The sequence below is a fragment of the Microvirga brassicacearum genome, from assembly GCF_008757455.1.
GTDB classification, from domain to species: Bacteria; Pseudomonadota; Alphaproteobacteria; order Rhizobiales; family Beijerinckiaceae; genus Microvirga; species Microvirga brassicacearum.
The window spans coordinates 1-21587 of record NZ_VCMV01000029.1 but is presented as its reverse complement, the minus strand read 5'-3'; the positions used below and the strand labels follow the sequence as shown (position 1 = coordinate 21587).

General features: G+C 63.3%; 20 protein-coding genes. 14 read left to right on the top strand and 6 right to left on the bottom strand.

Features of this window, described 5'->3' with window-relative positions; all coding sequences use genetic code 11:
- Nucleotides 1-117: 117 nt before the first annotated feature.
- Nucleotides 118-1089 (bottom strand): GlxA family transcriptional regulator, encoded by a 972-nt coding sequence (locus tag FEZ63_RS16940; protein ID WP_150946632.1) that lies wholly within the window; start codon nt 1087-1089, stop codon nt 118-120.
- A gap of 133 nt (nt 1090-1222) precedes the next feature.
- Here FEZ63_RS16940 and FEZ63_RS16935 point away from each other — a divergent pair, with 133 nt between their 5' ends.
- From FEZ63_RS16935 to FEZ63_RS16925, 3 genes are all read left to right on the top strand, one after another.
- The gene (locus FEZ63_RS16935; protein ID WP_150946629.1) at nt 1223-2359 is read left to right on the top strand and encodes a DJ-1/PfpI family protein; all 1137 of its coding nucleotides are present in this window, start codon (nt 1223-1225) and stop codon (nt 2357-2359) included.
- Between the two features lie 156 nt (nt 2360-2515).
- Nucleotides 2516-2959 carry an SRPBCC family protein gene (locus tag FEZ63_RS16930; RefSeq protein ID WP_150946627.1) on the top strand — a complete coding sequence of 148 codons (444 nt, stop codon included), beginning with the start codon at nt 2516-2518 and terminating at the stop codon, nt 2957-2959.
- 142 nt (nt 2960-3101) lie between these two features.
- Nucleotides 3102-3755, top strand: coding sequence for a glutathione S-transferase family protein (locus FEZ63_RS16925; protein ID WP_150946625.1), 654 nt, complete (start codon nt 3102-3104; stop codon nt 3753-3755).
- 53 nt (nt 3756-3808) lie between these two features.
- Here the strand turns inward: FEZ63_RS16925 and FEZ63_RS16920 are convergent, their stop codons facing one another.
- Together FEZ63_RS16920 and FEZ63_RS16915 are read right to left on the bottom strand one after the other, a co-directional pair.
- Nucleotides 3809-4159: a DUF2200 domain-containing protein gene (locus FEZ63_RS16920; protein WP_150946623.1), complete on the bottom strand. Its 351-nt coding sequence runs from the start codon at nt 4157-4159 to the stop codon at nt 3809-3811.
- Between the two features lie 115 nt (nt 4160-4274).
- Complete coding sequence (locus tag FEZ63_RS16915) at nt 4275-5471, bottom strand: M10 family metallopeptidase C-terminal domain-containing protein (RefSeq protein WP_150946621.1); 1197 nt, start codon at nt 5469-5471, stop codon at nt 4275-4277.
- A 370-nt stretch (nt 5472-5841) separates the two neighbouring features.
- Here FEZ63_RS16915 and FEZ63_RS16910 point away from each other — a divergent pair, with 370 nt between their 5' ends.
- The 8 genes from FEZ63_RS16910 (at nt 5842) to FEZ63_RS16875 (ending at nt 14402) form a co-directional block, all read left to right on the top strand.
- Entirely contained in the window at nt 5842-7554 is a 1713-nt protein-coding gene (locus tag FEZ63_RS16910; protein WP_150946619.1) for an adenylate/guanylate cyclase domain-containing protein, read from the top strand.
- A 459-nt stretch (nt 7555-8013) separates the two neighbouring features.
- On the top strand, nt 8014-8535 hold the full coding sequence (locus FEZ63_RS16905; RefSeq protein ID WP_244622843.1) for a (2Fe-2S)-binding protein: 522 nt from the start codon (nt 8014-8016) through the stop codon (nt 8533-8535).
- 3 nt (nt 8536-8538) lie between these two features.
- Nucleotides 8539-9537 carry an FAD binding domain-containing protein gene (locus FEZ63_RS16900; RefSeq protein WP_150946614.1) on the top strand — a complete coding sequence of 333 codons (999 nt, stop codon included), beginning with the start codon at nt 8539-8541 and terminating at the stop codon, nt 9535-9537.
- On the top strand, nt 9534-11669 hold the full coding sequence (locus tag FEZ63_RS16895) for a xanthine dehydrogenase family protein molybdopterin-binding subunit (RefSeq protein ID WP_150946612.1): 2136 nt from the start codon (nt 9534-9536) through the stop codon (nt 11667-11669). Before FEZ63_RS16900 ends, FEZ63_RS16895 begins: the two co-directional genes overlap by 4 nt.
- A gap of 123 nt (nt 11670-11792) precedes the next feature.
- Entirely contained in the window at nt 11793-12464 is a 672-nt protein-coding gene (locus tag FEZ63_RS16885; protein WP_244622842.1) for a nucleotidyltransferase family protein, read from the top strand.
- 133 nt (nt 12465-12597) lie between these two features.
- Nucleotides 12598-13635 carry an XdhC family protein gene (locus FEZ63_RS16880; protein WP_150946610.1) on the top strand — a complete coding sequence of 346 codons (1038 nt, stop codon included), beginning with the start codon at nt 12598-12600 and terminating at the stop codon, nt 13633-13635.
- A complete protein-coding gene (locus FEZ63_RS26235) occupies nt 13632-13880 on the top strand; it encodes a DUF6634 family protein (RefSeq protein WP_420846296.1) in 249 nt (82 codons plus the stop codon). Before FEZ63_RS16880 ends, FEZ63_RS26235 begins: the two co-directional genes overlap by 4 nt.
- A 153-nt stretch (nt 13881-14033) precedes the next feature.
- A complete protein-coding gene (locus FEZ63_RS16875; RefSeq protein WP_150946608.1) occupies nt 14034-14402 on the top strand; it encodes a hypothetical protein in 369 nt (122 codons plus the stop codon).
- A gap of 256 nt (nt 14403-14658) precedes the next feature.
- On the opposite strand, the gene FEZ63_RS16870 is transcribed toward FEZ63_RS16875, so the two are convergent.
- The 3 genes from FEZ63_RS16870 to FEZ63_RS16855 form a co-directional block, all read right to left on the bottom strand.
- A complete protein-coding gene (locus tag FEZ63_RS16870; protein WP_150946606.1) occupies nt 14659-15231 on the bottom strand; it encodes an SOS response-associated peptidase family protein in 573 nt (190 codons plus the stop codon).
- Between the two features lie 450 nt (nt 15232-15681).
- Nucleotides 15682-16314, bottom strand: a complete 633-nt coding sequence (locus FEZ63_RS16860; RefSeq protein ID WP_150946601.1) for a response regulator — start codon at nt 16312-16314, stop codon at nt 15682-15684.
- A 133-nt stretch (nt 16315-16447) separates the two neighbouring features.
- Entirely contained in the window at nt 16448-18193 is a 1746-nt protein-coding gene (locus FEZ63_RS16855) for a sensor histidine kinase (protein ID WP_162419765.1), read from the bottom strand.
- Nucleotides 18194-18482: 289 nt separating this feature from the next.
- Between FEZ63_RS16855 and FEZ63_RS16850 the strand changes: the two genes are divergently transcribed.
- The 3 genes from FEZ63_RS16850 to FEZ63_RS25370 all read left to right on the top strand — a co-directional run.
- Entirely contained in the window at nt 18483-19469 is a 987-nt protein-coding gene (locus FEZ63_RS16850) for a formylglycine-generating enzyme family protein (protein WP_150946596.1), read from the top strand.
- 95 nt (nt 19470-19564) lie between these two features.
- A complete protein-coding gene (locus FEZ63_RS16845) occupies nt 19565-21175 on the top strand; it encodes an arylsulfatase (RefSeq protein ID WP_244622857.1) in 1611 nt (536 codons plus the stop codon).
- A gap of 174 nt (nt 21176-21349) precedes the next feature.
- Nucleotides 21350-21587 (top strand): hypothetical protein (locus FEZ63_RS25370; RefSeq protein WP_150946594.1); only part of this gene is annotated, 238 nt, incomplete at its 3' end.

Here is a 21587-nt window from a genome sequence, read left to right as displayed (position 1 = left end):
TACGGTTCGACGAAATCGAGCCGTGGCTCCGCCTATTGAGCCCACATGTACGGCTCCTTGGGCTGACTGCTTTCCGCCCAAAGCCGCCGAGCAGCGCCACGAGCTGCCTGTCAGCGCTCACAGTTCCGCGTGCATGTCGCGGAACAGTCGCGGCGCGACGCCGAAGCGGCGCTCAAAGGCTTCCGCCAGGCGCGCGGGTGGGAACAGCCCGACTTCCGCTGCGACCGATTTCAGCGACAGCCCGCGCGACAGGAGCATGCGCGCGGCGTCGAGCCGGGCGATCTCGACGAAGCGGGCCGGCGTCTCGCCGGTCGCCGCCACGAACTTGCGATGGAAGGAACGTTCGGATAGCCCGGCGCGGGCGGCCAGCGATGGCACGTCCAGCGGCGCATCGAGGTTTGACTGCATCCACCCGATCAACTCGGCAAACGGGCTGTCGCCCTTCACCTGCGCCTTGAGGACCGGGCTGAACTGGGACTGGTAGCCGGGGCGCCGAGCGTACAGCACCAGCCTTTTGGCGACTTCGCCGGCGATCGACGCATCGAGGTCGCGCGTGATCATCGCCAGCGCCATGTCGATGCCGGTGGTTACCCCGGCCGAGGTCCAGAGCTTACCGTCGACCACATAGAGTGCTTCGGGATCGACCGCGACGTTCGGAAAGGTTTTCGCAAAGGGTTTGCAGGAATCCCAGTGCGTCGCGACACGACGGCCGTCGAGCAGTCCGAGTGCTGCCAGGACGAAGCCGCCGGTGCAGACCGAGCCGAAGCGCTCCGCCTTGCCGGCGAGGTGCGGGAGGGCTGCCCACAGGGCGGCATCCGCCACCGCCTGCAGGAGCGGCTCGCGCTCGGCCCCTGCAACCAGCACCGTTTGGGCTTCCACAGCTCGAAGGTCGGCGATTGGTCGCGTCTCCAGCGCGATGCCGCTGCTGCTTTCGATGACACCGCCGTGGGCCGATGCGAGCACGACCTTGTAGAACGCCGGCTTCCCCCGCTGGCGCCGGGCGCGATTGGCACCGTTGAAGACCGATGCCGGCCCTGAGACGTCGAGGAGTTCGAAACCCGGATAGACGATGAAGGCGACATGATGCATTGGCAGAAATTACTATCTCTTTGTCATTTCTGCCAGATGTCGCCGCTGCTAGATTCCGACCAGATGAGGAAGCGCCGGAAAGACCAACCAGCCGATGGAAGGCGCTTCCGTTCCACTTGCTGGAGACTCCATCATGTCGAAATCCGCCTTCCTCTCGGGTGGGGTCGCTCTCATCATCCTGTCGATAGCGGGCTTTGGAGGCTGGTTGTTCAGCCTGCCCCCTGCAACGGTGGCGGCAGAGGCGCCCCCGGTGCCGCAGCAGGAGGGGGACGCCATGCTTGCTTCCCTGAAACCAAAGCGCGAGCGACCACTGGTCGCCGTCATCGGCATCAACGACGCTACCGAAACAACCGATTACCTCATGCCCACAGGCATTCTGCGGCGTGCCGATGTCGCCGACGTGATGATGCTGGCGACTGGTCCGGGACCGGTGCAGCTCTATCCGGCCCTCAAGGTCGAGCCGGATGCGACCATCGCGGCGTTCGACGCCGCCCACCCCGAAGGCGCGGGCTATGTGATCGTGCCCGCCATGAGCCGCGACGACGATCCGGCGGCGATCGCCTGGCTCAGGAGTCAGGCGGAAAAGGGCGCGACGATCATCGGCATATGCGCAGGCGCGAAAGTTGTCGCCGCGGCCGGCCTGCTCGACGGCAAGCGCGCGACGACCCACTGGTACTATCTTGGCGAAATGCTGAGGCGCAGCCCGACGGTTCGATATGTCGCGGACCGGCGGATGGTCGCGGACGGGAGCGTAACGACGACGACCGGCATAACTGCCTCCATGCCGATGATGCTGACGCTGATCGAGGCGATCGCCGGACGGGACAAGGCGGAAGCGGTCGCGCATGACCTCGGACTCGAGCAGTGGGATGCGCGGCACGCAAGCGGCGCGTTCAGGCTCACACGTCCCTTCGCGACGACGGTGCTTGCCAGCAGTGTCGCCTTCTGGAACCGGGAAGAGCTCGGCGTCCGTCTCGAGCCGGACATGGACGAGGTGTCGCTTGCCCTGATTGCCGATGCGTGGTCGCGGACCTATCGGTCCAGTGCTTCAACGTTCGCCGCCTCGTCGGAGACGGTGGAGAGCCGCAACGGCGTGCGCGTCATTCCCGATCAGTCAGGCACGAACTGGCCGGAAGGCGTACGCGTGTCAACGTTTCCCCACAGCAAGCCTGCCGATGCGCTTGATCGCACGCTCGACGCGATCACGGCGCGCTACGGTGAGCGGACCACCGAGGTCGTCGCCATGCAGCTCGAATATCCGAGGCGATAGCGGACCGATGACGGGTCGGGCCGGTGCTCTGGAGTTTTATTCCGGTGCGATGTCGTATCCTCAGGTGCTCGTTCGTCGTTACTGGTAGCGGGCGACGAAAGGCTGCCCGCCAGGAGACAACCGAACAACCCGAAACCGAACCACAAGGAGAAATCCATGCCCAGCACGATCCGTCTGCACCGCGTCATCGCCGCCAAGCCCGAGAAGCTCTATCGCGCCTTCCTCGAACCCGACGCGATTGCGAGCTGGCTTCCACCCTACGGGTTTACCTGCACCGTCCATGAGCTGGATGCGAAGGTCGGGGGCCATCACCGGATGACATTCCGGAATTTCACCACGGGGGACAGCCACTCCTTTGGCGGAACTTATCTGGAACTCGTTCCGGGTGAGCGCCTCGTCTACACCGACAAGTTCGACGACCCCAAGCTGCCGGGTGAGATGAAGGTCACGGTGGACTTGAAGGCCGTGTCTGTCGGCACGGAGCTCAACATTGAGCAACAAGGCGTGCCGGACGTGATCCCCGCGGAGGCGTGCTATCTTGGTTGGCAGGAATCCCTACGCAAGCTTGCGAAACTCGTCGAGCCCGAGATCAACCAGTAGCGACGTCGATCCGGAACGGCTCCGGGAAGAGCCCGGGCCGGCCTGCCGGTCCGGGCCGGTAATGGTCACGTCGACCTTATGGGCGCCAACGACCCTTCGGGCTTTCGCATCACGGCGTGACGCAATCACGCGGAGTTTTACAATGATCCCGACCATTACCGCCTTTGAACGGTCGCCCGACGGAGGCAAGGGACAGGCGCGTGACATGCGCGTTCGCTGGGCGCTCGAAGAAGTGGGCCAGCCTTACGACGTGCGTCTTGTTTCGTTCAGCGAGATGAAGGAACCCGCGCATCGTGCGCTTCATCCCTTCGGGCAGATCCCGACCTATGAAGAAGGCGATCTCGCCCTGTTCGAGTCGGGGGCGATCGTGTTCCACATCGCTGAGCGCCATGGTGGCCTCCTGCCAGACGATGCGAATGCCCGGGCGCGCGCGATCACATGGATGTTTGCCGCGCTCAATACGGTGGAGCCGCCGATCGTCGAGCGCGAACAGGCCCCCTATGTCGAGCGCAACGAGGCCTGGTACGGCAAAGAGCGGCTGTCTTTTCTCGACGATCGCATCCGTGCCCGGCTGAATGAACTTTCCCGTCGGCTCGGCGATGCCGACTGGCTCGATAGCGCGTTCAGCGCCGGCGACCTCATGATGGTGATGGTGCTGCGCAGGCTGGAAGGCATGGGTATACTGGAGGAATATCCGAACCTCTCCGCCTATGTCGCCCGCGGTGAATCGCGACCGGCCTTCAAGCGTGCCTTCGATGCTCAATTGGCGGTTTTCACCGCCGCGTTGAACGGCTGAAACCGAACGCTGCGTGAACCTGCCAGCATCGTGCCGGAATCGATGCGATCGCATCAGTTCCGTAGGATTCTCTCCATCGTCTTGCCTTTGGCCAGCTCATCGATCAGCTTGTCCAGGTAGCGGATTTCCTGCATGGTCGGCTCTTCGATGTCTTCGACCCGGACGCCGCAAATCACACCTGTAATCAGCGACCGCGCTGGATTCAGTCGAGGCGCGTCGGCAAAGAAATCCTCGAAGCCGGTCTTCTTTTCCAGCTGAGCGTCCAGCCCTTCCTGAGTGTAGCCCGTCAGCCAACGGATGATCTCGTCGACCTCAGCCTTGGTGCGTCCCTTCTTCTCCGCCTTAGCAATATAGTGCGGATAAACGCTGGCGAAGCTCATTGAATAGATTCGATGCTTGGTCATCGGGCCTCCTCACCTGTGATCCATCACAGTCGACGCTGATGGCCTCCATGGGCCGGTCGAGCTGCTCGCTTGCCGCTGCCTTCATGGCGTTCTCGTCCCACGCAAGGCAGATGCATCACAGCACGAAATCGGCGTTTGTGAAGGTATGCCAGCCGAGCACCTTGATGGCGAAGTCCGCGATACCATTGCCATCATTGTCAGCCGAGAGGTAGGTGTTACCGTCCGAGAGATGGTAGACGTGCAACTCCCCGGCGATGTTGTGAAAGCGTTCCGTGCCGAGAAAAGTGAACGCCTGGTTGCCCTCTAGCGTCCGGTTCGCGTCCATGACTGAGAGGTGGATCCGGTCTCGGCCATGCTCAAAGGCGACGATGGTGTCGCCCCATGCATCGCGCTCGGTCTCGTACACGAAAGTGTCGCTCCCGGAGCCGCCGATCAGCACGTCCTTACCGGCCTTGCCGTTGAGAATGTCGTTCAAGGCTCCGCCGTCGAGGGCGTTCGCGCCCGCGTTGCCTGTCAGCCGGTTGTGCAGGGTATTGCCCGTGCCGTCGATGCTCGCAGACCCGGTCAACGTGAGGTTCTCCACAACCTGCCCATAGAGCGAGTAGGTGATCGAGCTGTTGACCGTGTCCCAGCCTTCTCCGGCCCTCTCAATCGCTTGGTCGCCGATCTGGTCCACGTGATAGCTGTCGTTGCCCGTGCCGCCATACATGAGGTCGATGCCGCCCAGCCCGTGAATGACGTCATGACCGGCATACCCGTAGATCAGGTCGTCACCGGATGTGCCACGGAGATCGTCATTCAGGCTGGTGCCGGCGATGACCTTGTCTCCCCCGGTGTCGGTTTCATCCGCAATAGTCGGCCCGACATCGTCGGGCTCCGCGCGCTCTTGGTCATTCGGTGTGCCGAAGTTCAGCGTGACAAAGACCACGTCCTGCCCATACATCGTGCCCGCCTTCAGGCCGACCCCGAGCTCCTCGTAGTGAGCCCTGGTGGTGTTCGAGTTGTAGGTCGGCGTTTTCAGAATCATCTCGTGAAGCTTGAGGACGGTCGCCTTGTCTAGGGGGCCGTTCACGTATCCGATGTTGTCGGCGACACTCACATATCCATAGCCCGCCTCGGTCACGCGATATCCGACAGTCGTGCTGTTCTCGCCCGTGTGGGTGAGCTTGTCGTTCTGATCCATCCAGGTGCTGTGCCGGTCGGCGGCGGCCAGAAGCTCGCCATCAAACGTGAGTGCCTGGACTCCAGCCTTGGCGCGGGTCTCGTTCACGAGTTGGAGGAAATAGGCTTCCAGAGTGGTCGGACTGTACATCGTGGCTTTTACCCCTTGCGTTCGTTTTTGGGTTGGCCGTCCTCACGAAGGCTGGGTGAGCACGGTTCCGGAAAGGCACAGCCACGCTTGGCAATCCAATGTGGTCGGAATGTGATTGCCCTCCAAAGGCCCACCTCCTCACACGATTGCCGGAGCACCATGGAACGGGGTGACATCGCCCGGCGGTTCAGTCGTACCTGGGTACGTCGATGACCGTCACGGTGATGAAGTTGGAGTCACAACTGCTGGACAGCTAGGCTTCTGACATAGGCTGGACCCGCGCCCGCCGTGGGAGGGTCAGGGAAGGCTCGCTCCCTCAGCTCTCAAGGCGTAAACTGGTCAGGTGCCATACCAGCATTGGGAGTTCGGCATGGAGCGCCGCTTGGCCGCGATCATGGTGGCCGACATTGTCGGCTACTCGTCCCTCATGGAAAGTGCTGAGGAGCAGACTGCTGACGCAGTCGCACGCTGCCAGGAGCTGATCCGGGAGAAGGTCTCCCCTCTCGGTGGAAGAGTCTTCAACACCGCAGGCGACGCTTGCTTGGCGGAGTTCAGCAGCGCCATCAATGCCCTGCGCGGCGCGGCCGAAATCCGCAACGCGCTCGCCAGCAGCTCAGATGGCGATCCGTTGAAACTGCGTATCGGGCTTCATCTCGCCGACGTCGTGGTCCGGGGAGATGATCTGGTTGGGGACGGAGTGAACGTTGCAACCCGCATTCAACAAGAGGCGGAGCCCGACAGCATCTGTGTGAGCGGCGTGTTCTTCGACAACATCCGCCGCAACTCGCCCTTCATCTTCGAGGATCTGGGTACGCGATGCCTTAAGAACCTGTCCAATCCGCTCCGCATCTACCGGCTGCGGGAGGAGAGCGCACGGCACAGGCTACAAACCGCCCCGACCAGAACACAGGCTATCAGGGAAAAGCGGCCCTGTTCCGTTGCGGTCCTGCCCCTCCGGGTCATGGGCGGAGATGAGGACCAGCGGTTTCTAGCCGAGGGTCTGACGGATGAGCTGATCGTCGAACTCGCCCGCTTTCGCCGCCTGTTCGTCAGCTCGCGCAGCGCGAGCTTTGCCATTGCCGACGCCAACCCGGATCCAGTCAAGGTCGGCAGCACGTTGGGAGTTCGCTATGTGCTGGAGGGGCAGGTCAGGAAGATCAGCGATCAGGTGAGGATAAACCTCACGCTCACCGAAACGGACGGAGGCTCGGTCGTGTGGAGCGACAAGGTCGCTCGCCCGTTCGCCGACCTCCTGGATCTGCTCGACAGGACAGCAGCCAAGATAGCAGCGACCGTGTTCGGCCGTATGGAAGACGCCAGCATGATCACGGCTCGCCGCAAACAGCCTGAGAACATGTCGGCGTTCGAGTGCGTGCTGCGAGGGATTGATCATCACCGCCTTGGCGGGGTGTTAGAGGAGCATTCCCGAGAGGCAGTGGAATGGTTCACCAGAGCCATCGAGCTAGATCCGAATTACGCGGCGGCGTACGCTTGGCGGGTCTGTGCCGCTTCCGACCTCCCGGAGTTCAGCTTTCCCGAAAGCGAGCCTGACATTCGACGGGCGCTGGAACTGGACCCTTGTGATGCCGAAGCCAACCGGATTGCATCGTTCTTCGAACTGCTCAAGAGCGACTTTGATCAGGCAGCAATGCTGATGCGGCGGGCAATGGAGCTGAACCCATCCGACGCCTACATCAAGGCCCGTTGTGCGGCGGTCTCCACGTTCATGGGCGAAGGTGAGACGTCGTTGAGACTGCTCGAGGAGGCAGAGGCTCTCGACCCGCTTCTTCCGGTGTGGTGCATCGAGGAGCACGGCATCGCCTACTATGCGCTAGGCCGCTACGAAGAAGCTCTTGAGGCTCTAGGCAAGCTCGTGTTCCAAACTTTCCGCTCGCGGCTGTATCGAGCGGCGGCGCTGATGGCACTCGGCCGGCCAGAGGACGCCAGCAAACTCGTTAAAGAAGCGATAGCGAGCAAGCCGAACTTCACTGTGTCACGCTTCCTGTTTCAGGAGCGCTACCGTGATCCGCTGCTATGTCAGCAGTTGCGGGATCGGCTGGAAGACGCGGGGCTACCGTCCTGAATGTCCGTGTAAGCGGCTCCCGTCGCGCGTTCCGTGTTCGAAAAGCGCCCCGCTAACTGACCTCTTTCGACCGACATGTCCATATCGCGCATATCCTCGACACCGTCGCATTCCCTCGCCGTGAACTTGCTCCGATCATGGCGGCCCACGTTGCCTCGGCAGCAGTCCGACGCCATTCGTGAATCGGACTCATAACTTCATGCAATAACAAGCGGGAAACTCTGACGAGCTTTATCGGTTTACTGTCTGAGGTTTGCGCGGATACCGCCACGTCGTTTTCTGCTGCTTCCGGGGGATCGTGCTTCGTGCCGCTAATACCGGCGGGTTTCTCTTCTGGCCCACCGCTGAGACAGGTCTGCGAAAGTCAGGAGCATCCCGATGACCAGCGACGAATTTACACGACGAGAGGTACTTACGGTCGCGGCTGCGAGCACCGGCACGCTTATAGGAGGACCGCTCATGGCCGGACCGACCTCAGAACCTGCCTCAGCCGCACCCGCTCTGGTGAACGTGGTGCTTCGGGTGAACGGGACCGAGCATCGGCTCTCCCTCGACCCACGCACGACGCTGCTCGATGCCCTGCGCGAGCATCTTCATCTGACAGGCTCGAAGAAAGGCTGTGGCCTCGGCCAGTGTGGCGCCTGCACGGTGCTGATGGACGGCAAGCGCGTGAAATCATGCCTCTCACTCGCTGCTCTCGTTGACAGCCGCGAGATCACGACCATCGAGGGCTTAGCCCAAGGCGAGCAGCTCCACCCGTTACAAACTGCCTTTATCGAACGCGACGCCTTCCAGTGCGGCTATTGCACGTCCGGGCAGATCATGGCCGGTGTTGCCTGCATCGCAGAGGGTCACGCTCACTCGGCGCAGGAAATTCGTGAGTGGATGAGCGGCAACCTGTGTCGCTGTGGAGCCTACGACCACATCGTCGCGGCCATCCAGGACGCGGCTGGCTCCACCGGCTCCGTTCGGGGAGGTTGAGCCATGCACCCCTTCACCCTTGAACGCCCGCGCGATCTGGCCGCCGCCCTCGCCTTTCGCGCCCAGGCCGGCCGCAACGACGCGCCCGCCGAATACATCGCCGGCGGCACCGATATGGTGCAGCTTCTGCAAGAATATGTGCGCCAGCCCGAGCGACTGGTCAGCCTTGCGGGTCTCCTCGACAACAGCGTCGACATCGGACCGCAGGGCCTCAGGCTCGGCGCCGCCGCCACGATGGCGGAGGTGGCGGCCCACCCCGCCGTCGTCCAGCAGTTTCCCGTCATCTCCGAGGCGCTGCTGAACTCGGCGAGTCCGCAGGTGCGCAATCAGGCGACGATGGGCGGCAATCTCCTGCAACGCACCCGGTGCCCCTATTTTCGCGATGTGGGCTACGCCGCCTGCAACAAGCGTGAGCCGGCCTCCGGCTGCGCCGCCATCGGCGGCGAGAACCGCTGGCATGCGGTGCTCGGCACAAGTGAGAACTGCATCGCCGCCAACCCCTCCGATCTTGCTGTCGCGCTTGTCGCTCTCGACGCAGTTATCGAGGTGCGCGGGGCTGGCGGGCAACGCACCGTTGCGCTCATCGACTTCCACCGCTTGCCCGGCGACACCCCGCACATCGAGACGGTGCTCGAGCCGGGCGAGGTGGTTGTCGCCATCACGGTGCCGGCCAATCCGGCGGCGCGGCGCTCGCATTACCTGAAAGTGCGCGACCGCGCCTCGTTTGAGTTCGCGGTCGTGTCAGCCGCAGTGGCGCTCGACATGGACGGCCCCCTCATCCGGCAGGCCCGCGTCGCCCTTGGCGGGGTCGGAACCAAGCCATGGCGCGTCCCCGGGGTCGAGGCAGCGCTGGCCGGAGCCAGCCTTGACCCGGGGGCGCTGCGCCGAGCGGCGGCGCTCGCCGCGGAGGGCGCGCAGGGGCACGGGCACAACGACTTCAAGATCGAGCTCATGCAGCGCGCCATCGTGCGTGCCATCGAAACCGCGGGAGCTCGCGCATGACCACTGCTTTCATCGGACAGCCCGTCAGCCGCGTCGACGGCCGCCAGAAGGTCACGGGGGCCGCCACCTACGCCGCCGAATTCAACGTGCCGGGCCAGGCGCACGGCGCCATCGTTCGAAGCACGGTGGCGAACGGCCGCATTGCTTCCATCGACAGCGTGGCTGCGGAACAAGCATCCGGCGTCATCGCCGTCCTGACACACGACAACGCGCCGAGGCTCGCCTATCGCGCCCACAAGGGGGCTGTTGACCCTGGCATCGGCGAGCGTCTGCACGTGCTCCAGGACGATCGGGTGAGCCATCAAGGTCAGCCGATCGCCCTCGTCATCGCCGATAACCTCGAACAGGCGATCCACGCGGCGATGCTGGTGCGCGTCACCTACGTGTCCGAACCCGGGACCACAGATATCAGCCTCGTCGAGCCGGTGCTGCCGACGCAGGAAAAAACTGATCAAGGTGAGGGCCCGCCGCCCGAAACGCGGCGCGGCGATCCCGACGGCGCCCTCGCAGCGGCCGAGATGAGTATCGACCAGAATTACGTGATCGCGCGCGAGAACCACAACCCGCTTGAGATGCACGCCACGATCGCCGCCTGGGACGGCGACCGCCTGACCCTCTGGGACAAGACGCAGTGGGTGAACAACGTGGCCGACGAGATCGCCGCCGTGTTCGGCATTCCGGCCGAAAACATCCGCGTTGTTTCGCCCTTCGTCGGCGGTGCTTTCGGCTCAGGGCTGCGGACCTGGCCGCACGTGACCCTGGCGGCGCTCGGCGCCCGCGTCGCCGGGCGACCGGTCAAGCTGATGCTGTCGCGCCGCGAGATGTATTACAGCGTCGGGTACCGCCCGCACACGGTCCAGCGCGTTGCCCTCGGCGCCTCACGCGACGGACGCCTCGCAGCCATCATGCACGAAGGTTACCAGGAGACCTCGACGTACGAGGAGTTCTCTGAGGCGCTCCTGAACGCGAGCCGGTTCCTGCATTCGTGCCCGAACGTCTACACGCGTCATCGCATCGCGCCGATGAACGTGCACACGCCGACCTATATGCGCGCTCCTGGCGAGGCGAGCGGTGTCTTCGCGCTCGAATCCGCCATGGACGAGCTCGCAGTGGCGCTGAACATCGACCCTGTCGAACTGCGGCTGCGCAACGAGCCGGAGCAGGACGAGTTCAAGAAGCTGCCGTTCTCGAGCCGATCGACGCGGGAGTGCTACCGGGCCGCTGCCGAGCGCTTCGGTTGGAGTCGGCGCACTCCCGAGCCAGGCTCGATGCGCGATGGGCGCTGGCTGATCGGCTGGGGCATGGCGAGCGCCACCTATCCCATGAACTACGCGCCCGCCTCCGCGACGGCGCGTCTTTTGCCGGACGGCACCGCCGAGGTGATGAGCGCGGCGAGCGATATGGGGCCGGGCACCTGGACGTCGATGACGCAGGTGGCAGCCGAGACGCTCGGCCTGCCGATCGAGCGGGTAAAGTTCATCCTTGGGGACACTCGGCTACCAAGGGCTCCCGTGCACGGCGGCTCGATGACCATGGCGAGCGTCGGCAGCGCCGTGCAGGCCGCCTGCCGCAGGGCGCGTGAGGAGGCGCTCGCACGTAGTGGTGTCAACGAACTCGGGGAGGCCATGCGCCGCTTCGGCCAGCCGATCGAGGCCTCGGCCGACGTGAAGCCGGGCGACGAGGCCCAGCGATTTTCCATGCACGCCTTCGGGGCCGTGTTCGTGGAAGTCGCCGTCGACCGGGATCTCGGCGAAACACGGGTGCGACGCATCGTTGGCGCCTACGGCGCCGGCCGGATCGTCAACCCGAAGATGACCCGCAGCCAGTGCATCGGCGGCATGATCGGCGGCATCGGCATGGCGCTCATGGAGCATTCCGTGGTGGACGCTCGCAGCGGGCGGGTTCCGAACGCCAATTTGGCCGAATACGCGGTGCCGGTCCACGCCGACGCCCCACCGGTCATGGACGTGATCTTCGTGGAGGAGCACGATCCGCACGTGAACCCGCTCGGCGTGAAGGGCGTCGGCGAGATCGCCATGGTGGGCGTCGCGCCAGCCATCGCCAACGCCGTTTTCCACGCCACGGGAAAGCGCATCCGGGAGCTGCCGGTCACGCCGGATAAGCTACTCTGAAGCATTGGCATGGGGGAACTTCTAAGACGGCGATGACGCATATCGCCGTTCAGGGCACGTGGACGGCAAATCTGTCGGTTGATGGCTGATATCGGCGACAAACAGTACGGCGGAGAACAGGGCATGAATTCGGAGCGTCGGCAGCCTTCTGACGGCTATGCAGATGGTGGTGCGCTCCGCGCGACAAATTCCGCTCGGCAGATGAGTAACGTGGCGGCGATCATCCTTGCCGCCGGGCGAAGTACCCGTTTTGGTCCCGGACCAAAACAGCTCACATCGTTGCAAGGCAGACCCCTGGTGCGTCACGCGCTCGAGGCGGCAGTTGGCTCCCTGGCAGAGCCGGTGATTGTGGTCACTGGCCATCGGGCCGACGAGATAGAGGCGTCGCTGGAAGCGCTTCCGGTCCTTATCGTTCGGAGCCTCGCTTTCGGAGACGGACTTTCGACGTCGCTGAAAGCGGGCTTCGCAGCGCTACCACGCCACTCGCGGGCGGCTGTCGTTCTGCTCGGGGACATGCCGCTCATTACCACCAGACTGATCGACATCCTCGTGAGAGGGTGGCGATCGATGGGCGAACCAGCGGCGCTGGTCCCGACCGTGGACGGCCAGCGCGGCAATCCCGTCGTGCTCTCGCGTGAGCTCGAATGCTTGATCAGAGAGCTCTCGGGAGACATCGGCGCGGGATCTATCCTTCGCGGGCGCCCCGATGTGATGGAATGCCCGGTAGATGATCCGGCCATTTTCCAGGATGTCGATACGCCGGACGAACTCGGCAGGATTGCCCGCTGTATGTGAGCATGACCGTCATAACGAGAAGTGGGTCCATGCAACTGTCCTTCATTGGTAAATTCTCCCTTGTCACCGGAGCAGCTTCGGGAGTCGCGCACGCGACATCTGACCAGAAGCGGCCGTGAGATCAGGACAGACAATGGTTCAGAACGCGCCTGCGCTTCGCGTTGATGGCCTGTCAGATTCCGCGGACGGGGCGCCCGTGGATGCCGTCGCGGCGACCTCGCTTCAGGTTCTTCGGTTCGTCGCGGACGCGGACCGGCGTAGCCAACGTGTTGTCCTCGTCACGATCACGGACCTTACAGGCTCCTCGTCCCGGCCGGCCGGCACGCTCATGGCCGTCGCCGAAGATGGTGGCTTTGCCGGTTCGTTCTCGGGCGGGTGCATCGAGGCCGCCGTCATCACCGAGGCACAGGAGGCTATCCGGGACGGGCTACCCCGACAGGTGCGCTATGGTGCCGGCTCTCCTTACCTTGACATCAAGCTCCCATGCGGCGGCGGGGTGGATCTGCTGTTCCAACCCGAGCCACACGCTGACGAGATCCGCCGCGCCGTTTCGATGCTTGAGGAACGGGTCGCGCTCACCCTCGTCCAGCGTGCGTCGGGGGGCTTGCGCGCCCTCCCCGGTTCGCCCCGGCAGCCAACAGGATGGCAGCGCGGGACATTCATTTCCTGGCACGCGCCGCCGCTGAGACTTCTTGTCATCGGACACGGGGTGGAGAGCCTCGCCCTGGTCCGGCTTGGCCTGGCCTACGGCGCCGCAATCACGCTGTTGTCACCCGACGAGCGGGTGCTGGCGCTCGCCGAACAGCTTGGTGCCCACGCGAACCTCCTCACTACGCCCGGTGTGATGCCTGACGTCAAAGCGGACCCGTGGAGCGCCATCGTGCTCCTGTTCCACGACCACGCTTGGGAGCCCTTGCTTCTGGAACAGGCGCTGGCGCAACCCGCGTTTTTCATAGGCGCAATGGGAAGCCGGCGAACGCACGCCAATCGGCTGGAGAAGCTACGCGAGCACGGGGTGCCAGAACAGGCTCTGGCGCGCATCGCCGCGCCGCTGGGCCTGATCCCCTCCGCGCGCGATCCCGTCACGCTCGCGCTCTCAGCCCTGGCGCAGGTGGTCGACGGTTATCGGCGGGTCACGGCGATAGGGCAGGAACCGGAAAACCGCCCATGACTGCTGCATGCCCGTCCGGTGCTGATTTGAGCAGCACCCCCATCCTCGACAATTGGGCCCCGATGATCAGACCGAGTCTGTGCCTCGTTGGTGATGTTACCGGTCATCCTGTATTGCCGGGATCCGGCGGTAATATCGTCTCTTCTGATCTTTGGGTGCTTGCAGAACAGCAAGGACGGGCCAGAACGCTCTCGCGTTGGTACCGCCTCGCACGGCCGCGGGAGACCGTTGGACTGTTTTCTTGATGAGCAAGGCGCGTCGATGACTTCCAGCCACTCACTCGACGATCCGGCCCGCCGCGCAGGAAGGCCACGCCCACCGAGGAGGAACTCCTCATCGGGATGCCATTCTTTACCAACGATATCCAACACGACATCCGCACCTGTGCGGAGAGATTGATGCCCCGGCTGCGGAAGAAAGCTGACAACATCGCCATCGCGGCCATCGTCTACAATCTCGAGCAACTTACTGTTGGCGCAGAAGTGGAGGAAATCCGAAACGTCGCCGCTGCCCTGGCTGGTGCCTGGGGATCGCTACCCGTCACGAGGCGCTCCTGGCAGCAACGGTGCCGCATTTATCTGGCACATCTCGGGGATCATGGGGCGGCCCTGGATCAGGAACTCCGCGCGGCTGGTCTTCAGGAGAGCCATCCCTTCCGGTGGCACTCATCACGCGGCACAAGCTCGCAGGCCCGGGCGCCGTTCTCGACGAGATCGAAAAAGCGGGAACATCCCATCTCAATGGCAATCTCCATGCGGCGCTTCTGAAGCTGCCTCGTGCAAACCGAAGCTACACCAATTGCCCTCTCCAGCATGTGATAGGGATTGTGCTTTGTCTCCGCGTCCGTAAGCGCCTCTCTGAGGTGTTGGTCTATTCAAAGCTTCTGCTCGGCAAGCTCATTCTTCCATGTATAGGCTTGAATCAGAGGAGCTTACGCTCCCCAGCCGGGTCATCTCGTTGGTGCGATCATCTCGCTCGTCCTCCGGCATCCAGGCCTCTCCAGCTCCACGTCCGCAGCGATCTTTACCCTACCTGTGCAACCTCGAGGGCGCCGACGGGAAGTGGCTTGATCAGCGACTTCGCCGAAACCGACGGCTCGAGCCAGTCGGCCCAGGCTTCACGCTCGAGGATGACGATCTGCCGGTCGTGATAGGGCGCGATGTCGGCTCCGGGCTCCATCGTCAGCATCGTGAAGGCTTCGCCAACATCCGGCGTGTCTCGCCATATCCCGGCAATGCAGAAGATCGCTTCGCCGCGCTTCGTGAAGAGCCACTTGTCCTTGCGCTTCTTCTTCGGGTCCTTGGGATCGGTGAATTCGTAAAAGCCGTCCGCCACGATCAAGCAGCGGCCCGACGTGAACTCGCGGCCCTCCGACCGGAAATTGTAGACGGGCCGCCTGTTCGGTCCCGGCCAGCTCCAGCGCCGCTGCACCAAGTCGCCGTCGCCGCGGACGATCGGTCCCGTGTCGGTGATCTTGATGTCGTCGCGCGCTTCGAGGTTCGGCGCCCCCTCGTCGAAGCGGATCTTGATCTTCAGTTCGGCGAACGCCTCGACGATCCTCGTGACGTCGACCTTCAAACGGTAGTCATTACACATTCGTCCTCCGTGCCGACCGCTGTGGCCCAGTGGCGTTGTTCTCATCCTGTACGCTTATATGAGCGCAACCGCCTTCGACACGGAAGCCCTGACGCACGCCGCTTCGTTATAAGGCGGGAGGCGCCGATGTTGAGATGGTCGAGCGTGCCTGGGCTTGCAGCCGAGCGAGCCCGGCAGCCGGCCGTTCCCAGTGGTTCGCGGGGCGAGCGGACCTTCCCCGCAGGAAGTGATTGTCGGGGACGTGGTCATCAAGGCGGAAATCGTAGAACAGCCGTGCTGGTTCCGCCTGAACTCCCATCATCGCCGCACCCCCTAACGATTCACTGCAAAAAAGTGAATCACGTCGCAGCGAGACGATCAACGATGGGTTTTTCAACAGTATCTGCCAGAACCGGTCATTCGCGCGTTGCCTGCTGCTGACTCTTCTCGGGCCAACGCGGCAGCAAATGATCATGCCTCCACCAGCCCGTTGCGGATCGCGTAGCGGATCAGCGCCGCCGTCGTGTCGAGGTTGAGCTTGCGTAGTGTCAGCGCGCGATGGGTCTCGACCGTCTTGGTGCTGATGCTGAGGATGTCGGCGATCTGCTTGTTGGTCTTGCCTTCGGCGATGAGTTGCACCACGGCCTTCTCACGAGCAGTCAGCGCTGACTCCTGCGCGCATCCCTTCGACAGGTAGGTCTCGAGCAGGGCCTCGGAGACCTTTCCGGTGAAGAAGGGCCTGTGGACTGCCAGGCTCTCTACCGCCGAGATCAGGAACTGCCTGGCATCGGACTTGAGCAGGAAGCCCCGGGCGCCCGCCTCGAGAGCATCGCGCACCAGGCTGTCCGTGTCGTGCATGGTGAAGATGAGGACCTCGACGCCGGGGACGCGAGTCCTGATCTGCCGGGTCGCCTCCACCCCGTTCAGCAGCGGCAGGGCGTAGTCGATAATCACGATATCCGGCCGGGTGGCACCAGCCTGGTCGATGGCCTCCTTGCCATCCTTTGCCTCGCCGACCACCTCCCAGCCCTCATGTCCCTCCAGGATAGCCCGAACACCGGAGCGGACCACGTCGTGATCGTCGGCGATCAGGATGCGTGTCATGGTGAGACTTTCTCCGGCGAACCGGTAGCTGCCGCGATTCCGGTGAGCCCGAGTTCCAAGGCAGAATACACCTCCGGGCAGTCGGACCCACCTGCGTGAAACCCTGAAACTGCGGGAGGCAGACCCTGAATCATCAGGAGAGGGCCTCGCCGTCCGTCTTGGTTCGGCCCGGCAGCCACGGCAGCCGCATGCGTCCGGCAGGTGGCGGTGCCCGGCCGGCATTGGGGACCGGGATCATTGCGACGATGCCGGTGCCGCTCCGGCCCGTCCGGATCCTCAGATCGCCGCCGAACTGCTCCAGGCGGGCCCGCATGCCTGCAACGCCCACGCCGAGCCGGATCGGCCCACCCGGCCGGGCCGGGGCAACCATACCGTGTCCGTTGTCGCCGATGCGGACAAACAGCCGTCCGGAAATGATTCGTGCATCGACTGACACGTGCGAGGCACCGGCGTGTCGATGTACGTTGGTGAGGGACTCCTGCACCACGCGCAGGATTGCCCGCTGGAGGTCGGGGGGCAGGTCGTCGACCTCCTCCGGAATCCGGATGCGCGCGACGAGTCCCGTCCGCCCGGCGAAGCCTTCGGCGAAATCCCGCAACGTGGTCTGGAGGCCGTCCTTCGCCAGATTCGGCGGATGCAGCAGATAGGTGAAAATGCGCAATTCCCGGAGCGCCTCGGTGAGCAGACGCTCGACCTCCGCCAGAGCCGTGCGGCCGCTCAAACTATGCTGGACCTCCGGCCCAAGACTCGCAAGGCCGAGATTTGCCGCCACCAGGTGCTGGGCCGTCGAGTCGTGTAGCTCGCGGGCGATGCGTTGCCGCTCCTCCTCCTGGAGAGCAAGCAACTGCCCGGACAACTCACTGACCTGCTTCTTCGCTCCCTTCACCTGATCGGACAGCGATCGGAGCGGCTGCTCCAGGTGGCGAGCCGTGAACAGTGCGGCGAGGCCGCCCGCCAGAAGGAGGAAAGCTGCCATCCCCGCCATCTGGCGCAAAACGCCCGTGACCGGCGCGTTGACTTGGGCGAGCGGGACCGCGACCACGGTCGTCCAGTTGGTTGCCCCGGAACCGCGGTACGCGACCAAGACCGGGACGCCGCGCTCATCGATGTCCTGAACGAAGCCGTCGACCGTCTCGCTCCAGTTGACGGCAGCGAGACGTGCAGCGAGGGCATTTGGCATGGGAATCCGCGACGACGTCTCGGCCCCTCTCATGGTCACGATCGGTTGGTTCTTGCGGTCGTAGAGGCCTCGCATCGATCCCTCGGGGACCTCCTGACCTTGCAGAATCATGCCGAGGCGATCCTGCGAGAGGATGGTGGTGATGTAGCCTTTCATCGTGCCGTCGTTGTGGTTGATCCGCAGGCTGAGCGCGATGACCGTCGTTCCGGGCTTTAGGAGGCTCCCCATTTGCCCGGACACCGCCCAGCCGCGCGCGCGAATCCGATTCAGGGCTTCCGGATAAGTCGGAAAGTCCCGGTGTCGGGGAAGAGGTGCTTCGAACTCGCGGAGGGTGTTGGCGACCTGTCCGTCCAGATCGCTGAGGATCAACCAGGACCCGTCGGTAATGGGCGTCGCTTTGAGCTGGTCGTAGAAGCCCTTGGCGTCGCCGGACTTCAGGGCAGGCGATGAGGACAGACCTTTGAGCAGGGCATTGCCGGCCGCCACCTCCTGGTCGAACCCGAACGACAGCGCAATGGCCGTGTCCAGAGTATCCCCCCGAATGTGATGGCGCTCATGCAGGGCATTCGAGAGCAGCAGCGCCGCGGCGAGGACGCAGGTGACCAGGATGACGGCTGCGAACGTCAGGGCCAGCCGGCCCCGCAGACGGGGCGGCACCGGAAGTGAGCGCGCAACCTTCGGGACGGCACCGTCGCTCATGACGGAGACCTCTGGCCGCAAGGGTAACGCAACGGGATCGGGGTCGCGACGAGGACCTTCGGTCCGATAACGTACGTTAAACCCTGAGCTGGTTCGCTGTCGACTCAGCATCGGCATGAGCCCGCGGTCAGCCACCCGAATGCCCCCCTTCGCGCTGGATTCCCGTCACCATGGCCGGCGAGAGACACAAATTCAGGGTCTGCCTCCACCATTTTCAGGATAGACCCTGATAGCCCGATGGCCGCGCGCTGGATGATACTGCCGGCCTGCCAAGACGAGAGCAAAGCCGATGACGCAGGCTGTACTCGGAGATGAACAGCACACCGGTTCAACGGATGATCCGCGCGCGGGCATGATTCAAATCCCCGGCGGCACGTTCCGGATGGGTTCGGATCGGCACTATCCCGAGGAAGCACCCGTCCACCGGGTGACCGTCGACGGGTTCTGGATTGACCGGACGCCGATCACAAATCGCGAGTTCCGCGAATTCGTTCGAGCCACCGGTCATGTCACGTTCGCAGAGAAGCGGCCCAACCCGAAGGACTATCCCGGCGCTCTGCCGCACATGCTCTTTGCGGGCTCGCTCGTCTTCACGCCGCCGGATCATCCGGTCGATCTCCAGAACTGGGGCCAGTGGTGGACCCTGCTCAAAGGCGCCGACTGGCGCCACCCTTATGGCCGGAAGAGCACCATCAACGGCCTCGACAACCATCCCGTGGTGCACGTGGCCTACGCAGACGCGCTCGCCTATGCCCGCTGGGCGGGCAAGGACCTGCCGACCGAGGCCGAGTGGGAGTTCGCCGCCCGCGGAGGGGTCGATGGAGCAGAGTTCGCCTGGGGCGATGAGCTGACGCCGGGTGGACACCAAATGGCGAACACCTGGCAGGGCGCTTTTCCGTTCCAAAACCTCGCAGAGGACGGCTTCGAGCGTACGTCGCCCGTCACTGCCTTCCCACCAAACGGCCATGGCCTCTACGACATGATCGGCAACGTCTGGGAATGGACGAGCGACTTCTACATGCCGAAGCATCAGGCAGACGCCGTGAAGGCCTGCTGCATCCCGGAGAACCCGCGCGGTGGCCGCGAGGAACAGAGCTTCGATCCGCACCAGCCTGAGACGCTGATCCCGCGCCGTGTGCTCAAGGGCGGCTCTCACCTGTGCGCGCCCAATTACTGTCGCCGTTACCGTCCGGCCGCGCGTCACCCGCAGCCTGTTGATACTTCAACCAGCCACGTCGGCTTTCGATGCGTGGTCAGACAGAGGAACGATAAATGAAGACGCTCATATCGGACTCGAATGAAAAGTTCGCGCACAAGCGGACAAGACGAAGCCTGATGCTGTTCGGCGCAACCGCGCTCGCGGCTACTACGATGTTCACGCCAGCCGGCGCGCAGACGCCTCAACAACAGCGGCCGAACATCCTGTTTATCGTGTCCGACGATACGGGGCTTGGCGACCTCGGTCCCTATGGTGGGGGTGAAGGCCGCGGAATGCAAACGCCGAATATCGATCGGCTGGCCAGCCAAGGCATGATGTTCCATTCCTTCTATGCGCAGCCGAGCTGTACACCCGGCCGGGCGGCGATGCAGACGGGTCGTATTCCGAACCGCAGCGGCATGACAACCGTTGCGTTCCAGGGCCAGGGCGGCGGTCTGCCGGCGGCGGAATGGACGCTGGGCTCGGTACTCAAGACCGGTGGCTACAAAACCTACTTCACCGGCAAATGGCATCTCGGCGAAGCCGACTACGCGCTGCCGAATGCGCAGGGCTACGACGTGATGAAGTACGCTGGTTTGTACCATCTTAACGCCTACACCTACGCGGACCCAACCTGGTTTCCCGACATGCCGACGGACCTTCGAGAGCTGTTCCAGCGGGTGACCAAAGGTGCTCTGTCCGGCAACGCTGGGCAACCTCCGAAGGAAGACTTCAAGATCAACGGACAATATGTCGATACGCCGGTCATCGATGGGCGGGAAGGCGTCGTCGGCATTCCCTTCTTCGACGGCTATGTCGAGAAGGCCGCCCTCGAATTCCTCGATGATGCGGCACGCACGCCCAGCACGCCATTCTATATCAACGTCAATTTTATGAAGGTGCACCAGCCGAACCTGCCGGCGCCCGAGTTCCAGCACAAGTCGCTGTCGAAAAGCAAATATGCAGACAGTGTTGTTGAACTCGACACCCGTATTGGCCGCATCTTGGATAAGCTGCAGGCCACCGGTCTCGCCCAAAACACATTGGTGTTCTACACGACCGACAATGGCGCCTGGCAGGACGTCTATCCCGATGCCGGCTATACGCCTTTACGCGGGACGAAGGGTACGGTGCGCGAAGGCGGCAACCGGGTGCCGGCGATCGCGGTGTGGCCTGGCAAGATCAAGCCAAACACCAAGAGCCATGACCTGGTCGGCGGTCTCGATCTGATGGCGACGTTCGCCTCCGTCGCCGGCGTCAAGCTGCCGGAAAACGACCGCGCCAATCAGCCCATCGTCTTCGACAGCTACGACATGTCGCCCATTCTGCTCGGCACTGGAAAGTCGCAGCGCAAGAGCTGGTTCTACTTCACTGAGAACGAGCTTTCGCCGGGCGCGATCAGGGTCAACAATTACAAGTTCGTGTTCAATCTGCGAGGCGATGACGGCGCGCAGACGGGCGGCTTGGCGGTCGACTCCAACCTCGGATGGAAGGGAGCAGAGAAGTACGTGGCGACCGTGCCGCAGGTCTTCGATCTCTGGCAGGATCCACAGGAACGCTATGATATTTTCATGAACAACTTCACCGAGCGCACCTGGATGGCCGTGTTGATGCAGGAAGAACTCAAGAAAATCATGGAGACCTACGTAAAATACCCGCCACGGAAATTGCAAAGCTTCGGCTACACAGGTCCAATGACACTCTCGAATTATGAGAGGTTCCAATGGGTACGGGAAGAACTGGCAAAAGGCGGCATGAACATCCCGATGCCCACCGGCAACTGACGTGAAGCGCGCGGAGAGGACATAGCGTCTACTGACCTCTCCGCACTCATCTAAAACCGATGGGCAGAAGTTCGGCATCGAGCTCCAACCGATCACGAACACGAACCCACCGTTTATCGAGACAAACAAGCGCCGCGAACCCATAACCGTCCTTTCGAGGCTGTGGAGAAAATCATGATCAGATTCGCGCTACCGATTCTTGCCTTCGTCCTATGTGCAACAGCAGCCACCGCACAGATCGGGCCGCCAACCTCGCAGAGGCCCTGTGCTGCAAACCGCGCACTTGTTGTCAAGGACGGCGCAGTCGTCCTTGACACCGGGCCATCCACCTACGCCCGCTTCGTCAATAGCGCTGCAAAATGCCTCGTCGATCAATTCCCCGAGCCGGCATGGGTCCCGAGCTCGAACAATC

Excerpts from the sequence above, each read along its gene's own strand:
- FEZ63_RS16940 (WP_150946632.1), bottom strand. The coding sequence starts at position 1,089 with ATGCATCATGTCGCCTTCATCGTCTATCCGGGTTTCGAACTCCTCGAC.
- FEZ63_RS16935 (WP_150946629.1), top strand. The coding sequence starts at position 1,223 with ATGTCGAAATCCGCCTTCCTCTCGGGTGGGGTCGCTCTCATCATCCTG.
- FEZ63_RS16930 (WP_150946627.1), top strand. The coding sequence starts at position 2,516 with ATGCCCAGCACGATCCGTCTGCACCGCGTCATCGCCGCCAAGCCCGAG.
- FEZ63_RS16925 (WP_150946625.1), top strand. The coding sequence starts at position 3,102 with ATGATCCCGACCATTACCGCCTTTGAACGGTCGCCCGACGGAGGCAAG.
- FEZ63_RS16920 (WP_150946623.1), bottom strand. The coding sequence starts at position 4,159 with ATGACCAAGCATCGAATCTATTCAATGAGCTTCGCCAGCGTTTATCCG.
- FEZ63_RS16915 (WP_150946621.1), bottom strand. The coding sequence starts at position 5,471 with ATGTACAGTCCGACCACTCTGGAAGCCTATTTCCTCCAACTCGTGAAC.
- FEZ63_RS16910 (WP_150946619.1), top strand. The coding sequence starts at position 5,842 with ATGGAGCGCCGCTTGGCCGCGATCATGGTGGCCGACATTGTCGGCTAC.
- FEZ63_RS16905 (WP_244622843.1), top strand. The coding sequence starts at position 8,014 with ATGGCCGGACCGACCTCAGAACCTGCCTCAGCCGCACCCGCTCTGGTG.
- FEZ63_RS16900 (WP_150946614.1), top strand. The coding sequence starts at position 8,539 with ATGCACCCCTTCACCCTTGAACGCCCGCGCGATCTGGCCGCCGCCCTC.
- FEZ63_RS16895 (WP_150946612.1), top strand. The coding sequence starts at position 9,534 with ATGACCACTGCTTTCATCGGACAGCCCGTCAGCCGCGTCGACGGCCGC.
- FEZ63_RS16885 (WP_244622842.1), top strand. The coding sequence starts at position 11,793 with ATGAATTCGGAGCGTCGGCAGCCTTCTGACGGCTATGCAGATGGTGGT.
- FEZ63_RS16880 (WP_150946610.1), top strand. The coding sequence starts at position 12,598 with ATGGTTCAGAACGCGCCTGCGCTTCGCGTTGATGGCCTGTCAGATTCC.
- FEZ63_RS26235 (WP_420846296.1), top strand. The coding sequence starts at position 13,632 with ATGACTGCTGCATGCCCGTCCGGTGCTGATTTGAGCAGCACCCCCATC.
- FEZ63_RS16875 (WP_150946608.1), top strand. The coding sequence starts at position 14,034 with ATGCCCCGGCTGCGGAAGAAAGCTGACAACATCGCCATCGCGGCCATC.
- FEZ63_RS16870 (WP_150946606.1), bottom strand. The coding sequence starts at position 15,231 with ATGTGTAATGACTACCGTTTGAAGGTCGACGTCACGAGGATCGTCGAG.
- FEZ63_RS16860 (WP_150946601.1), bottom strand. The coding sequence starts at position 16,314 with ATGACACGCATCCTGATCGCCGACGATCACGACGTGGTCCGCTCCGGT.
- FEZ63_RS16855 (WP_162419765.1), bottom strand. The coding sequence starts at position 18,193 with ATGAGCGACGGTGCCGTCCCGAAGGTTGCGCGCTCACTTCCGGTGCCG.
- FEZ63_RS16850 (WP_150946596.1), top strand. The coding sequence starts at position 18,483 with ATGACGCAGGCTGTACTCGGAGATGAACAGCACACCGGTTCAACGGAT.
- FEZ63_RS16845 (WP_244622857.1), top strand. The coding sequence starts at position 19,565 with ATGTTCACGCCAGCCGGCGCGCAGACGCCTCAACAACAGCGGCCGAAC.